Origin of the sequence: Microvirga solisilvae (assembly GCF_022808595.1) — a bacterium.
Taxonomy (GTDB): Bacteria; Pseudomonadota; Alphaproteobacteria; order Rhizobiales; family Beijerinckiaceae; genus Microvirga; species Microvirga solisilvae.
Genome location: NZ_JAKUCN010000002.1, coordinates 410,610 through 424,262, shown reverse-complemented (window position 1 = coordinate 424,262; position 13,653 = coordinate 410,610). Strand labels below are relative to the sequence as shown.

Genomic DNA, 13,653 nt, shown 5'->3' with positions numbered 1-13,653 from the left:
GCAGACATCCGGTATGGCTGGGGCTCGGATCATATCCGAGCCCTTTCTTATTCGAGATCCCCGATGGCACTCTCGACTGCCTCCACCACGGCGCCGGAGCGCACGAGGTCGAGAGCCTGGCGCATCTCGGTGGCGTACCAGCGGTCGCCGTCGAGCGCGGGCGGGATCACCGCGCGGATGGCTTCGATGGCAGCGCGTGAGCCCTTGCCGAGCGGATAATCCTTGGCGAGCGGCTCGACGAGCGTGAGCGCCTGCGCCGCCATCAGCAATTCGCCCGCCACGATCTGCTCCACGTTCTCCACGATGGTGCGCGCCTTGCGCCCACACCAGGTAGAGTTCGACACGTGGTCTTCCGCATTGGATTTTCCGGGAATGGAATCGACGGAGCCCGGCGTCGCAAGCCCGCGATTTTCCATCACCAATGCCGACATGGAGCATTGCACGGTGGCAAAGCCCGTGTTCAGGCCGCGCTTGCCCGCGAGCAGGTTGCGCGGCAGGCCGTAGGACATGGTGGGATCGATCAAGCGTGCGAGGCGGCGCTCGGAGATCGCGCCGAGATCGGCCATGGCAATGGCGAGAAAGTCCATGGCCTGCGCCATGTACTGCCCGTGGAAGTGACCGCCCGAGATCGACACATAGCCGCCCTGCCCGTCATCGAAGATGAGCGGATTGTCGGTGGCGGAGTTCATCTCCGTGCCGACGACGCGCTCCACATATTCCAGCGCCTCGACGGCAGGGCCGTGAACCTGCGGCGTGCAGCGCAGCGAATAGACATCCTGCACGCGCGGCGCAGCAGGCGTGCCCGGCTGACGCGGTTCGTCCGGAAAGACGATGTCGCGTGCATCTTGCGAGCAGCGTTTTGAGCCTTCGAGAATGCGCAGAAGATTGCGCGCCACCCGCGCCTGGCCCGGATGCGGACGCGCCTTGTGAACGCGCGGATCGAAAGCGGCAAGCTCGCCGCGCATAGCCTCGAGCGACAGGCACATGGCGATGTCAGCATGCTTGAGGATGCGGCGTGCATCGCTCGTGGCGAGAGAGGCGAGCGCCAGCGAGGTGGTGGATCCGTTGATGAGCGCGGATGCATCCTTCGCGCCGAGATCGAAGTCGGGTTCGAAGCCCGCAGCCGCAATGGCTTCACGTGCCGGCATCACGCGACCCTGATAGATCATGTGCGCTTCCGCAAAGCCGCAGACCGCGCCGGCCATGTGGGCGAGCGGTGCGAGATCGCCGGAGGCGCCGACGGAACCCTTTTGCGGGATCACGGGATGCAGGCCCGCATTGAGAAAGGCGAGCAGGCGCTCGACCAATTCCACGCGAGGGCCGGAATAGTTCGACGCGAAGGCGTTGGCGCGCAACAGCATCATGGCGCGCGTCACATCTTCCGCGAAAGGCTCGCCAATTCCGGTGGCATGGGCATAGACAGTCTTCTGCTGATAGGCCGCCATGTCGGCGATCAGAACGCGCTGATCCTTGAACAGACCGACGCCGGTATTGAAGGCATACATGAGCGGCGCGTCGTCATGCATCCAGGTGAGGTCGATATAGGCGCGGGTCGCCGCGATCCGCTCGCGCGCCTCGGATGCCAGCTCGGCTTGCGCGAAGCGCCCCTTGGCATCGGGCCGCGCCACGCTGATCACATCCTGAATCTGGAGCGTCGCTCCGTCGAGCTTGACCGTCATCGCTGTTCCTCACGTTTCCCTAAAGGGATAATGGGGCAGCCTCAAACGCGCAACAGCCGCCCCGAGGTGCCTCGGAGCGGCTGTTGCAGGAAATGGAAACGATACGCCTTAGTCGCGGCCGAGACGCTTGGTGGTCTGCGGGTCGAACAGGTGGACGTTCGCCGGGTCGATGGAGAGCGTGAGCTTGCGGGTATCGGCCGCAATCTGGCCCGTGGAGGCCTGAACCACGAATTCCGTGCCCGCCACCTTGCCGTGGAAGAGCTGGGTCGCGCCGAGTTCCTCGACGAAATCCACATCCATGGCAATGCTGCTGGAGCCAGCGCCGCCGCCCGCCTGAACGTCCTCGGGACGTAAGCCCACTTCAATGGCAGAGCCGGGGGTGAGGCCGTCGCGCATGTCCGTGACGGCAATGGTCTGACCGCCCACCGAAACGCGGCCGGGGCCTTCCACCTTGCCGGGCAGGATGTTCATGGGCGGGGAGCCGATGAAGGTGGCCACGAAGCGGGTCTCGGGACGGCGATAGACCTCGGACGGAGTGCCGACCTGCTCGATCTGGCCGCCGGACATCACGACGAGCTTGTCGGAAAGCGTCATGGCTTCGACCTGATCGTGCGTCACATAGACCGAGGTCACGCCGAGAGCCTTCTGCAGGCGCTTGATCTCCACGCGCATCTGCACGCGCAGCTTGGCGTCGAGGTTGGAGAGCGGCTCGTCGAACAGGAACACCTGGGGCTTGCGCACGATGGCGCGGCCCATGGCGACGCGCTGACGCTGGCCGCCCGAGAGAGCGCGCGGCTTACGGTCAAGGAAGGGCTCGATGGCGAGGATGCGGGCTGCTTCCTTCACGCGCTTGTCTATCTCGTCCTTCGGCGTCTTACGGTTCTTCAGGCCGTAGGCCATGTTGTCGTAAACGCTCATATGCGGATAGAGCGCGTAGTTCTGGAACACCATCGCGATGTCGCGATCGGCGGGCTCCACCTGGTTCACGACGCGGTCGCCGATCTTGATGTCGCCGCCGGAGATCGTCTCCAGGCCGGCGATCATGCGAAGAAGCGTGGACTTGCCGCAGCCCGACGGGCCGACGAGCACACAGAAAGAGCCATCCTCGATGCCGAGCGACACGCCTTTCACGGCCTCCACATTGCCCGCATAGATCTTGCGAACGGTGTCGAGCGTTACCCCTGCCATAGTTTCATTCCTTTTCCCGTCAGCCGGTCCTCATGAAGGGCGCCAGGCTGAAAAATTCCGATAATTCTTGTGAGCCTCTCCCACGGATGCGGGAGAGGCGATGCGCGAGAGACGCGCTACTTTTCCGTCTCGACGAGGCCCTTCACGAAGAGCCGCTGCATGAAGATCACCACCAGAACCGGCGGCACCATCGCGAGCACGGCCGTCGTCATGGCGATCTGCCACTCGGTCAGCGCGTCCGTCGTCGTGATCATCTTCTTGATGCCGATGACGATGGTCTGCATGGAGCTCTTCGTCGTGATCAGCAGCGGCCAGAGATACTGGTTCCAGCCGTAGATGAACTGGATCACGAAAAGCGCCGCGATCGTCGTCATGGAGAGCGGGAGCAGCGTGTCCTTGAAGAAGCGGAACGCGCCCGCGCCGTCGATCTTGGAGGCCTCCAGCAGCTCGTCCGGAACCGTCATGAAGAACTGACGGAAGAGCAGCGTGCCGGTGGCCGATGCGATCAGCGGCATGATGAGGCCCGTATAGGTATCGAGCAGACCGAGATCGGCGACGATCTTGTAGGTCGGATAGATACGCACTTCGACGGGCAGCATCAGCGTGATGAAGATCACCCAGAACGCCGTCTTGCGGAACGGGAACTTGAAGTACACCACCGCATAGGCCGACAGGATCGAGATCAGGATCTTACCGAAGGCGATGCCGAGCGCCATGATCATGGAATTCATCATCATCATGGACACGGGCTCGCGAGCGAGCTTGCCGCCGTAGAACAGGGCGCGCGTGTAGTTCTCGGGAGCCTGATCGCCCGGGGTCAACGGCATGTTGCCGTTGATGATGGTGGCGGTGTCGAAGGTCGACGCCATGATGGCCAGATAGACCGGGAAGGCCACGATGATGACGCCGATGACCAGCGTCAAATAGGCCATGAAGTCTCTAAAGGGACGATTCTCGACCATCAGTACTGCACCTTGCGTTCGACATAGCGGAACTGGATGGCCGTGAGCGAGATCACGATGACCATGAGGACCACCGATTGCGCGGCCGAGAGGCCGAGATCGCCGCCGGAGCGTCCATCCGCGTAAACCTTATAGACGAGAGTCGTCGTCGTACCGGCGGGGCCGCCGCCCGTCACGGCATCGATGATGCCGAACGTCTCGAAGAACACGTAAACGATGGTGACGACGAGAAGGAAGAAGGTGGTGGGCGACAACAGCGGGAAGATGATCGTCCAGAAGCGGCGCAAGGGACCTGCGCCGTCGATGGCGCCGGCTTCGATCACGCTCTTCGGAATCGCCTGCAGACCCGCGAGGAAGAAGAGGAAGTTGTAGCTGATATGCTTCCACGTGGCGGAGAACACGAGCAGGATCATGGCATCCGTGCCGTCAAGCATCGGGTTCCAGTTGAAACCCATGACGTTGAGCGGACGGCCGAGCGTGCCGAGCGTCGGGTGGAACATGAACATCCACAACACGCCGGCGATGGCGGGAGCCACCGCATAAGGCCAAATCAACAGGGTCTTGAAGCCATGAGCCAGTCGAATGCTCTTGTCGGCCTGGGTGGCGAGAAGAAGCGCGATGGACATTGAGAAGAAAGCCACCAGCGTCGAGAAGATCACGGTCGTGATCATCGCCCGGTAATATTCGGGCTGCTCGAACAGCGCGATGTAATTCTCGAAGCCGACGAATTCGGAGGCGAGGCCGAAGGCGTCTTCCCGCAGGAAGGATTGCCAGATGGCCTGGGAAGCCGGCAGATAGAAGAAAATGACGGTGATCGCCATCTGCGGAAGGATCAGCAGAAGAGGCAGCGTCCACCCTGAAAAGTGAGCTCGTTTTTCCATCGCGTTAACGCTTGTCCGGTGATGGGCAGATGACGGCATCAACCGGTCTGCAAGGTTATCTTATAAGATCATCCCGGACAGCTTGCGGGCTGCCCGGGATGAAAAGTTCTTACTCAGTCAGGTTTAGCGAACGGTGCGCTCGAACTGACGGAGGATCTGGTTGCTGCGCGACACGCCAGCGTCCAGAGCGTCCTTGGCGGACTTCTGACCGGCGAGAGCAGCCTCGATCTCTTCCGAGATCACGTCACGGATCTGAACCATGTTGCCGAAGCGCAGACCGCGGGAGTTCTCGGTCGGCTCCTTGTTGGTCAGCTCGATCAGAGCCGTCTGGAGAGCGGGGTTCTTCTCATAGAAGCCCGATGCCTTGGTCTTCTCGTAAGCAGCCTTCGTGATCGGGAGGTAGCCCGATTCCTGGTGCAGCTTGGCCTGACGGTCGGTGTCCGAGAGGAAGGTGAAGAACTTGGCAATGCCCTTGTACTCGTCAGCCTTCTTGCCGCCCATGACCCACAGCGAAGCGCCGCCGATGATGGAGTTCTGCGGAGCGCCAGCCACATCCGGGTAATACGGCATCGGGGCATTGGCCCAATCGAACTTCGCGTTGGCCTTCACGTTGCCGTAGAAGCCCGACGAGGTGAGGAAGATCGCGCATTCGCCAGAGGTGAAGCGGCCCTCGGACTTCGAGTCGCGGCCCGAATAGTCGTAGGTCTTGTCCTTCTGCAGATCGACGAGGTTCTGCAGGTGCTTCACGTGGAACGGCGAGTTGAACTTCATCTCCGTGTCGAAGCCGTCGAGACCGTTGGCCTTCGTGGCCATCGGCACGTTGTGCCAGGCGGAGAGCTGCTCGACATTCGCCCAGGAAGCCCAGGCATTCGAGAAGCCGCAGGTGTCGTGGCCGGCAGCCTTCAGCTTCTTGGCGGCGGCGAACACGTCAGGCCAGGTCTTCGGGATCTCGTTGACGCCAGCCTTCTTCAGCTCGTCCTTGTTGACCCACATGACCATCGAGGAGGAGTTGAAGGGGAAGGACAGCATCTCGCCCTTGGCGGTCGAGTAATAACCGGTGATGGCGGGCAGGTAAGCCTTCGGATCGAACTTCTCGCCGGCTTCCTTCATCATCTCGGCGACAGGCTTCACAGCGCCCTTCGCGCCCATCATGGTCGCGGTGCCGACTTCGAAGACCTGGAGAATGTGGGGGGCGTTGCCCGCGCGGAACGCGGCGATGCCGGCGTTCAGGGTGTCGGCGTACTGGCCCTTATAGCTGACGACGACCTTGTAGTCTTTCTGCGAGTTGTTGAACTCTTCGGCGAGGCGGTTCACCACGTCGTTGTTGGCGCCCGTCATGGCGTGCCACCAGTGGAGTTCCGTCTGAGCGAAGGCGGACGTGCTCGACACGAGGCCAAGGGCCAGGGCGCCGAGGAAGGACTTCTTCATCATAGTCTTGTCTCTCCCAATCATCCCCTCAGGGACGTTCTTGTCGTTCATCATGCCGGCACGAAAGCCGGATGACGTTTTAATGACACATCCATGACAATCATAGCCGGCTCCAAAATGGAAGCCCTTTTCCTTGAAAAGACTTAACAACTGGGGACGGGAAGAGGGCAAAATTGCCCTTCGTTGAGGGAGTATCCCAGGGGAAGAGGCGCAAGGCTCACGCAAGCTTGATGCCCGATTCCGGGCGGGTCAGGCATCCCAGGCGCTCAGGAGCGAACAGAATCGCCCGCGGCGTATAGTTCGAAAGTCGTAGAAGAGGGACACGCTGCCCAATCCGATGCGGACGAGCGGGTCAGCCTCGCTCGCCACAATGCCGCAGCGCACAAACCACGAATGTCGATCAGATGACGTTGCGCTCGAGCAGCGGGCGGTTCGCCAGCACGCGCTCGTAACCGAGCTCGGACAGGTCGAGCGTGCGGTATCCGCCATGCACGATCAACTCCGAGAGCGCGCGACCGACGGCGGGCGCCTGTTGCAGGCCGTGTCCCGAGAAGCCGTTGCAGAGATAAAAATTCTCGATCACGTCCGTCTTGCCGATGATCGCGTTGTGATCGAGCAGGCTCATGTCATAAGGGCCCGACCAGGCGCGGCCCGGCTTGATCGCCTCGAAGGCTGGAATGCGCGTCGCGAGCGACGGCCAGATGAATTCCTCGAAGAAGGAATAGTCGATTTCCTGGCTCGCCGGATCATCGTCATGCCAATCGAGATCCATATCCGCCTCCGGCGACGCGCCGCAGATGAAATGCCCCTCGCCTTCCGGACGCACGTAAGCACCCGACGTGTCGATGAGCAGCGGCAGGTTCTCAACCGGCTCCTTGCAGGAGAAGGTGAACACGTAGCGGCGTTTCGCCTGCACGGGAATCTTGATGCCCGCCATCTCGGCAATCGCACGTCCGCCCGAGCCCGCGCAGTTGATGAGCGTGCCGCAGGCGATGCGCGTGCCGTCCTTCAAGCGCACGGCGACGACGCGATTGCCTTCGCGCTCGATCTCCGCGACCTCGCCCTTCACGTAGTCCGCGCCGAGCGAACGCGCTTTCTTGCGGAACGCCTGCAACAGGCCCCAACCGTCGAACCAACCCTCGCCCGAACGGCCCCAGGTGCCGGCAGCGAGGTCTTCCACGTTGAGCCAGGGGAAACGCTGTTTCAGCTCATCCGGCTTGAGGAAAAGAATGTCCGCGCCTTCCGCTGCCTGCAGCGCCTGGTTCTCTCGCAGGATCTGTTCGCCGGCTTCCGTCGCACAATAGAGATAGCCGCCTTCCTTCAATCCGAGCTCCGGCTTGTCGCCGTCGACGGTGAGGTAATTGGCGATGTTGCGCAGGAAGTGGATGCCATGCAGCGAGATGCGAATGTTCACCGCGCTCGAATATTGCTGACGGATCGAGGCTGCCGACAGCGCCGACGCGGAGAGCTGATAGGTGTGATCCTTCTCGATGACGACGACGCGCCCCTTGAAGCCGGAATCGGCGAGGAGATGATAGGCGGTGGAGGAGCCCATGACGGCGCCGCCCACGATCACGACATCGGCAATCTGAGAAGAAATGGTCATCGTTCGAATTTCGTTGAGAGAATGATGGAGGATTGCGTGCGCTCCACGCCCTCCAGCGCGCCGATCTTGTCGATGGCCGCGTCGAGCGTTGGAACGTCTTGAGCCTCTACCACCGCCAGAAGATCAAAGACACCGGCAACGGAATGAAGCGCGCGCAACTCTGGCATGCGCTGCAGCGCGGTGGCAACGGCGGCAGACGCTTTCGGCGCTACGACGATCGTCACATGCGCGCGCACCATGCGGCGGCTCACCTCCTCCGCGAGCCTGAGCGTATAGCCGACGATGACGCCTCGCCGCTCCAGGCTCTCCACCCGCGCCTGCACGGTGGTGCGGGAGAGTTTCAGGCGCCGGGCGGCCTCCGCATGGCCGATGCGGGCATTCTCCCGCAGGAGGGCGATCAGGGCGCGGTCGGTTTCGTCGAGCATCAGATTGACCAGTCTTGACGGCAATATGCCGAAAACTACTCGGCTTTCCGTCAGCTTGTCTATGGCGCTTTGCAGGGCTTTGCCTATTTTTGGCCTCCATACAGGGAGGTTCCAAAGCCATGAAGTCCATTCTCGTCATCGGCGCCGGCAAAATCGGCTCCACCATCGTCGACATGCTCAACGACACCGGCGACTACACCGTCACCGTGGCCGATTCTTCCGCCGAGGCCCTTGCTGCTGCCGGCAAGAACGGCATCAAGACGGTCCAGCTCGACTTCAGCGACGCGGTCGCCCTGCAGAACGCCCTCAAGGGCCATTACGCCGTGCTCAGCGCAGCGCCCTATCACCTGACCGGCCATGTGGCCCAGGCGGCGCGCCTCGCCGACGTGAACTATTTCGACCTCACTGAGGACGTCGCCACCACCCGCATGGTGAAGGAACTCTCGGAAGGCGCGACCACCGCCTTCATCCCGCAATGCGGTCTCGCCCCCGGCTTCATCTCCATCGTGGCGCATGACATCGCGAGCCGTTTCGACAAGCTCGACACCGTGCGCTTGCGCGTCGGCGCGCTGCCGCAGTACCCGTCGAACGCTCTGTCCTACAACCTCACCTGGAGCACGGACGGCGTCATCAACGAGTATATCGAGCGCTGCGAGGCCGTGGTCGACGGCAAGCTGCGCGAAGTGCCCGCCATGGAAGAGCTGGAAGAGTTCTCCCTCGACGGCACGCGCTATGAAGCATTCAACACCTCGGGCGGCCTCGGCACGCTCTGCGAGACGCTCGACGGCAAGGTGCGCAACCTCAACTACAAGACCATCCGTTATCCGGGCCACTGCGCCCTGATGCGCGTGCTCCTCAACGACCTCGGCTTGCGCAACCGCCGCGAGGTCCTGAAGGACATTTTGGAGAACGCCGTTCCTGCCACCATGCAGGACATGGTCATCGTCTTCGTGACCGTGACCGGCGAGCGCGACGGCCGCTACGTGCAGGAAACCTATGCCCGCTCCATCTACGGCCAGAAGGTCGGCGGCACCCAGCGCACCGCGATCCAGGTGACCACCGCTGCCGGCATCTGCGCCATGCTCGACCTGCTGGTCGAGGGCAAGCTGCCAGCTAAGGGTTTCGTCCGCCAGGAGGAGATCGGTCTCGACGCCTTCCTCGCCAACCGCTTCGGCCGCGTCTATGCGGGCGTGCGCCTGGACGAGGCCGACGAACCGGCCGTGAAGAACATCCGCCTCGACGCGGTTGCCTGACACCTTGAGCATGACGATTCGGAACAGGCTTTCAGTCCTCGCGGCTGAGAGCCCCACCGGCTTCGTTCCGAAATCGCATGACCCTATTCGGGAAAAGAAGTTCCCACCTTTCCCGAACTTGCTTTAAGACGGTGGCCGTAAAGGCCGCCGTCGTCTCGTTTTAGAACACCACGAAGGTGGCGGGCTCTTTAGAAGAGCCGATGCCCCGTTTTTCTGGGAGAATGACCATGTCCGCCCTGCATTCCGTTTCGACCTCCTCCGCCGGCGTGGCGGAAGAAGCCCGCGCCATTCTCGCCCGTCTCGGCGTGCCGGACAGCGCTTTCGCCCCCACGGGCCGCCCCGCCACCTCCCCGATCACGGGCGAAGTGATCGCCCATGTGCGTGAGACGACGCCGGACGAGGCCAAGGCCGCCATCGGCCGGGCTGATGGCGCCTTCAAGGCCTGGCGCAAGATCCCCGCGCCGAAGCGCGGCGAGTTCATCCGCCTGCTCGGCGAGGAGCTGCGCGTCGCCAAGGACGATCTCGGCCGTCTCGTGACGCTGGAAGCCGGCAAGATCGTTTCCGAAGGCCTCGGCGAAGTTCAGGAAATGATCGACATCTGCGATTTCGCGGTCGGTCTCTCCCGCCAGCTCTACGGCCTCACCATCACCACCGAGCGCGCAGATCACCGCATGATGGAAACCTGGCACCCGCTGGGCGTCTGCGGCGTGATCTCTGCCTTCAACTTCCCCGTGGCCGTGTGGTCGTGGAATGCGGCGCTCGCGCTGATCTGCGGTGACTCGGTCGTGTGGAAGCCTTCCGAGAAGACTCTGCTCACGGCGCTCGCCACGCACGCCATTGCGCAGCGCGCAGCCAAGCGCTTCGGCGGCGTGCCGGATGGCCTGCTCGAGCTTCTCCTCGGCGGCCGTGAGATCGGCGAGATCCTCGTGGAGGATCACCGCGTGCCGGTTCTCTCCGCCACCGGCTCCACCGCCATGGGCCGTCAGGTCGGCCCGAAGCTTGCTCAGCGCTTCGCTCGTGCGATCCTCGAACTCGGCGGCAACAACGCCGCCATCGTCGCGCCTTCCGCCGATCTCGATCTCGCGCTTCGCGGCATCGCTTTCGCTGCGATGGGCACTGCCGGTCAGCGCTGCACCACGCTTCGCCGTCTCTTCGTGCATGACAGCGTGTACGATCAGCTCGTTCCGCGTCTCGCCAAGGTCTATGGCAGTGTGAAGATCGGCGATCCGCGCGCCGAAGGCACGCTCGTCGGCCCGCTGATCGACAAGGCTGCTTTCGAGGGCATGGAGCGCGCACTCGATGAGGCCCGCAATGCGGGCGGCAAGGTGCATGGCGGCGGCCGCTACACGGATGTGGCGGGCGAAGGCTTCTATGCCCGCCCCGCTCTCGTGGAGATGCCGAAGCAGACTGGCCCTGTGACGCGCGAGACTTTCGCTCCGATCCTCTACGTGATGCGTTACTCGAACTTCGATGAAGTGATCGAGCTGCACAACGCAGTCGGTGCTGGCCTCTCCTCCTCGATCTTCACGCTCAACGTGCGTGAGGCCGAAGCCTTCATCTCGGCAACGGGTTCGGATTGCGGCATCGCCAACGTCAATATCGGCCCCTCGGGCGCCGAGATCGGCGGCGCGTTCGGCGGCGAGAAGGAAACGGGCGGCGGACGCGAATCCGGCTCCGATTCCTGGAAGGCCTACATGCGCCGCGCCACGAACACGATCAATTACGGCAACACGCTTCCGCTCGCTCAGGGTGTGAAGTTCGACGTGGACGCCTGATCCGTCTAAGACCATCCAACGGAGGGCAGCGATGCCCTCCGTTTTCATATTCAGCTTCTCTTACATCGCGAGCCTTCCATGACAGCGACCTCCCGCACCGGCGGCCAGATTCTTGTCGATCAACTTCTTGTTCATGGAGTCGATCACATCTTCTGCGTACCGGGCGAGAGTTATCTCGCGGCCCTGGACGCGCTCCATGATGCGAGCATCAACGTCACGATCTGCCGCCAGGAAGGCGGCGCGGCGATGATGGCGGAAGCCTACGGCAAGCTCACGGGCCGCCCCGGTATCTGCTTCGTCACCCGCGGTCCGGGCGCGACGAACGCCTCCCCCGGCATTCATATTGCCAAGCAAGATTCGACGCCGATGATCCTGTTCGTCGGCCAGATCGAGCGCGGCATGCGCGAGCGTGAAGCCTTCCAGGAACTCGACTATCGCGCTGCCTTCGGCCCGCTCGCCAAATGGGCGACGGAAGTGGACGATCCGGCACGCTTCCCCGAAATCATTTCCCGCGCCTTCCATGTGGCAACCTCGGGCCGCCCCGGCCCTGTCGTGATCGCCCTGCCGGAAGACGTGCTCACCGAGATGGCCGCTGTCGCCGACGCGCCGCGTTATCAGGTGATCGAGTCCCATCCCTCGCCCGCGCAGATGGCCGACCTGCAAAAGCTGCTCCACGGCGCGAAGAAGCCCGTCGCCCTTCTCGGTGGCAGCCGCTGGTCGGAGGAAGCCGTGCAGAACTTCGTGCGCTTTGCCGAGCGTTTCGAGCTGCCCGTCGCCTGCACCTTCCGCCGCCAGATGCTCTTTCCCGCCGATCACGCTTCTTACATCGGCGATCTCGGCCTCGGCGTGAACCCGAAGCTTCTCGCGCGCATCAAGGAAGCCGATCTCGTCCTGCTCGTGGGCGGTCGTCTCTCCGAAGTGCCGAGCCAGGCCTACACGCTGCTCGACATTCCGGCGCCGCAGCAAAAGCTCGTTCACATCCATCCGGATTCGAGCGAACTCGGCCGCGTCTATTCTCCGCATCTCGCGATCAACGCTTCGCCCGTCGCCTTCACGGCAGCGCTGGAAGGCCTGCATCCGCCCGCATCGCTTTCCTGGTCTGAGAGCACCAGGACTTCGCATGCGGATTACCTGAACTGGAGCAATCCGGCGCAGATCCGCATTCCCGGCAACCTGCAGATGGGCGAAGTGATGGCGCATCTGCGCGAGGTGATGCCGTCCGATACGATCTATTGCAACGGCGCGGGCAACTTCGCCACCTGGGTGCATCGCTTCTGGCCGTTCAAGCATTTCGGCACGCAGCTTGCGCCCACTTCCGGCTCCATGGGCTACGGCGTTCCCGCCGCTGTCGGTGCAAAGCGCGTGCAGCCCGACAGCACGGTGGTGGTGTTTGCCGGCGACGGCGATTTCCTCATGAACGGCCAGGAATTCGCAACCGCCGTGCAATACGATCTGCCGATCCTCGTGGTGCTTCTCGACAACGGCATGTACGGCACGATCCGCATGCATCAGGAGCGCGAATATCCGGGCCGCGTCTCGGCCACCGAGCTGAAGAATCCCGACTTCGCCGCCTACGCCAAGGCCTTCGGCGGCTATGGCGAGCGCGTGGAGCGCACGGAAGATTTCCCGGCCGCTCTCCAGCGCGCGCTGACCTCAAGCAAGCCCGCGATCCTGCATTGCCTGCTCGACCCCGAGGCGATCACGCCCTCGATGTCGCTCTCCGCAATCCGCGACAAGGCGTTTGAGAGCAAGAAGTAAGGCGAACGCTTACTGACAAACACGTCATCCCGGGGCTGCGCAGCAGAACCCGGGATCGCAAGACGAGAATAGCGCTTTATCCTGATAACGATCCCGGATCTTCGCTACGCTGCGTCCGGGATGACGATGGGCGGATTAAGCCGCAGCGAAAGCCTCGCTCGCAGGCTTCACCCTGAGAATGGCATTGCCTGCGTCAAACCCATCGAGCAGCGCATTATGGTGCTCCACGATCTGCTCGACCGTCAGCGTTTGTGTATCGCAAGTCGTATGCGCATCGCCAACGAGTGTCACGTCATAGCCGAGGCTGACCGCACGGCGGCAGGTGGTGTCGATGCACCACTGCGTCATGAGCCCGCCGACGACGAGGTGACGAATACCACGCGTGGAGAGAACATCCTGCAGCTTCGTCTCGTAGAATGAATCGCAGGCCGTTTTGTTGACGACGACATCCTCGTCAGTTCGGCCAAGATCGGAGCAGATTTCCCATCCGGCCATGCCTTTCGCCAGACGATGCCCCACCTCTCCGTCGTGTTGGACGAAGATGATGGGAAGGCCCTGAACTCTGGCCTCCCTCACCAATCCAGCAATGCGGCTGCGCACCTCATCGAAAAGCTGTCTGACAGCAGGACGTTCCGATCCCTTTTCAGGAAGGATGCCGTCCTGCACGTCGATGATGACGAGAGCTTTCGTCATCGTCC

11 protein-coding genes are annotated in these 13,653 nt (G+C 62.7%); 3 read left to right on the top strand and 8 right to left on the bottom strand.

The annotated features are described in order from the left end of the window. Window positions 1-47: 47 nt before the first annotated feature. From MJ639_RS06620 to MJ639_RS06590, 7 genes are all read right to left on the bottom strand, one after another. Window positions 48-1,679, bottom strand: a complete 1,632-nt coding sequence (locus tag MJ639_RS06620) for an HAL/PAL/TAL family ammonia-lyase (protein ID WP_243369511.1) — start codon at window positions 1,677-1,679, stop codon at window positions 48-50. Between the two features lie 108 nt (window positions 1,680-1,787). Then, window positions 1,788-2,867, bottom strand: coding sequence for a sn-glycerol-3-phosphate import ATP-binding protein UgpC (locus MJ639_RS06615; RefSeq protein WP_243369510.1), 1,080 nt, complete (start codon window positions 2,865-2,867; stop codon window positions 1,788-1,790). Between the two features lie 116 nt (window positions 2,868-2,983). Further along, window positions 2,984-3,829 carry a sn-glycerol-3-phosphate ABC transporter permease UgpE gene (gene ugpE, locus MJ639_RS06610; RefSeq protein ID WP_243369509.1) on the bottom strand — a complete coding sequence of 282 codons (846 nt, stop codon included), beginning with the start codon at window positions 3,827-3,829 and terminating at the stop codon, window positions 2,984-2,986. After that, window positions 3,829-4,710 (bottom strand): sn-glycerol-3-phosphate ABC transporter permease UgpA, encoded by an 882-nt coding sequence (ugpA, locus tag MJ639_RS06605; RefSeq protein WP_243369508.1) that lies wholly within the window; start codon window positions 4,708-4,710, stop codon window positions 3,829-3,831. Before ugpA ends, ugpE begins: the two co-directional genes overlap by 1 nt. 123 nt (window positions 4,711-4,833) lie before the next feature. Then, complete coding sequence (ugpB, locus tag MJ639_RS06600) at window positions 4,834-6,141, bottom strand: sn-glycerol-3-phosphate ABC transporter substrate-binding protein UgpB (RefSeq protein ID WP_423790760.1); 1,308 nt, start codon at window positions 6,139-6,141, stop codon at window positions 4,834-4,836. Window positions 6,142-6,538: 397 nt separating this feature from the next. After that, a complete protein-coding gene (locus tag MJ639_RS06595) occupies window positions 6,539-7,744 on the bottom strand; it encodes an NAD(P)/FAD-dependent oxidoreductase (RefSeq protein WP_243369507.1) in 1,206 nt (401 codons plus the stop codon). Then, window positions 7,741-8,169, bottom strand: a complete 429-nt coding sequence (locus tag MJ639_RS06590) for an Lrp/AsnC family transcriptional regulator (RefSeq protein WP_239351282.1) — start codon at window positions 8,167-8,169, stop codon at window positions 7,741-7,743. Before MJ639_RS06590 ends, MJ639_RS06595 begins: the two co-directional genes overlap by 4 nt. 119 nt (window positions 8,170-8,288) lie before the next feature. On the opposite strand from MJ639_RS06590, the gene MJ639_RS06585 reads away from it, so the two are divergent. The 3 genes from MJ639_RS06585 (at window position 8,289) to MJ639_RS06575 (ending at window position 12,955) form a co-directional block, all read left to right on the top strand. Beyond that, window positions 8,289-9,422, top strand: coding sequence for a saccharopine dehydrogenase family protein (locus tag MJ639_RS06585; RefSeq protein WP_243369506.1), 1,134 nt, complete (start codon window positions 8,289-8,291; stop codon window positions 9,420-9,422). Window positions 9,423-9,649: 227 nt separating this feature from the next. Then, window positions 9,650-11,197, top strand: a complete 1,548-nt coding sequence (gene amaB / locus MJ639_RS06580) for an L-piperidine-6-carboxylate dehydrogenase (RefSeq protein WP_279306527.1) — start codon at window positions 9,650-9,652, stop codon at window positions 11,195-11,197. A 78-nt stretch (window positions 11,198-11,275) separates the two neighbouring features. Further along, window positions 11,276-12,955, top strand: a complete 1,680-nt coding sequence (locus MJ639_RS06575) for a thiamine pyrophosphate-binding protein (protein WP_243369504.1) — start codon at window positions 11,276-11,278, stop codon at window positions 12,953-12,955. Window positions 12,956-13,090: 135 nt separating this feature from the next. Here the strand turns inward: MJ639_RS06575 and MJ639_RS06570 are convergent, their stop codons facing one another. Next, complete coding sequence (locus tag MJ639_RS06570; protein WP_243369503.1) at window positions 13,091-13,648, bottom strand: cysteine hydrolase family protein; 558 nt, start codon at window positions 13,646-13,648, stop codon at window positions 13,091-13,093. Window positions 13,649-13,653 lie beyond the last annotated feature (5 nt).

What these genes read in the sequence shown, in the direction of transcription:
- MJ639_RS06620 (WP_243369511.1), bottom strand. Translation starts at nt 1,679, where the DNA reads ATGACGGTCAAGCTCGACGGAGCGACGCTCCAGATTCAGGATGTGATC.
- MJ639_RS06615 (WP_243369510.1), bottom strand. Translation starts at nt 2,867, where the DNA reads ATGGCAGGGGTAACGCTCGACACCGTTCGCAAGATCTATGCGGGCAAT.
- ugpE (WP_243369509.1), bottom strand. Translation starts at nt 3,829, where the DNA reads ATGGTCGAGAATCGTCCCTTTAGAGACTTCATGGCCTATTTGACGCTG.
- ugpA (WP_243369508.1), bottom strand. Translation starts at nt 4,710, where the DNA reads ATGGAAAAACGAGCTCACTTTTCAGGGTGGACGCTGCCTCTTCTGCTG.
- ugpB (WP_423790760.1), bottom strand. Translation starts at nt 6,141, where the DNA reads ATGATGAAGAAGTCCTTCCTCGGCGCCCTGGCCCTTGGCCTCGTGTCG.
- MJ639_RS06595 (WP_243369507.1), bottom strand. Translation starts at nt 7,744, where the DNA reads ATGACCATTTCTTCTCAGATTGCCGATGTCGTGATCGTGGGCGGCGCC.
- MJ639_RS06590 (WP_239351282.1), bottom strand. Translation starts at nt 8,169, where the DNA reads ATGCTCGACGAAACCGACCGCGCCCTGATCGCCCTCCTGCGGGAGAAT.
- MJ639_RS06585 (WP_243369506.1), top strand. Translation starts at nt 8,289, where the DNA reads ATGAAGTCCATTCTCGTCATCGGCGCCGGCAAAATCGGCTCCACCATC.
- amaB (WP_279306527.1), top strand. Translation starts at nt 9,650, where the DNA reads ATGTCCGCCCTGCATTCCGTTTCGACCTCCTCCGCCGGCGTGGCGGAA.
- MJ639_RS06575 (WP_243369504.1), top strand. Translation starts at nt 11,276, where the DNA reads ATGACAGCGACCTCCCGCACCGGCGGCCAGATTCTTGTCGATCAACTT.
- MJ639_RS06570 (WP_243369503.1), bottom strand. Translation starts at nt 13,648, where the DNA reads ATGACGAAAGCTCTCGTCATCATCGACGTGCAGGACGGCATCCTTCCT.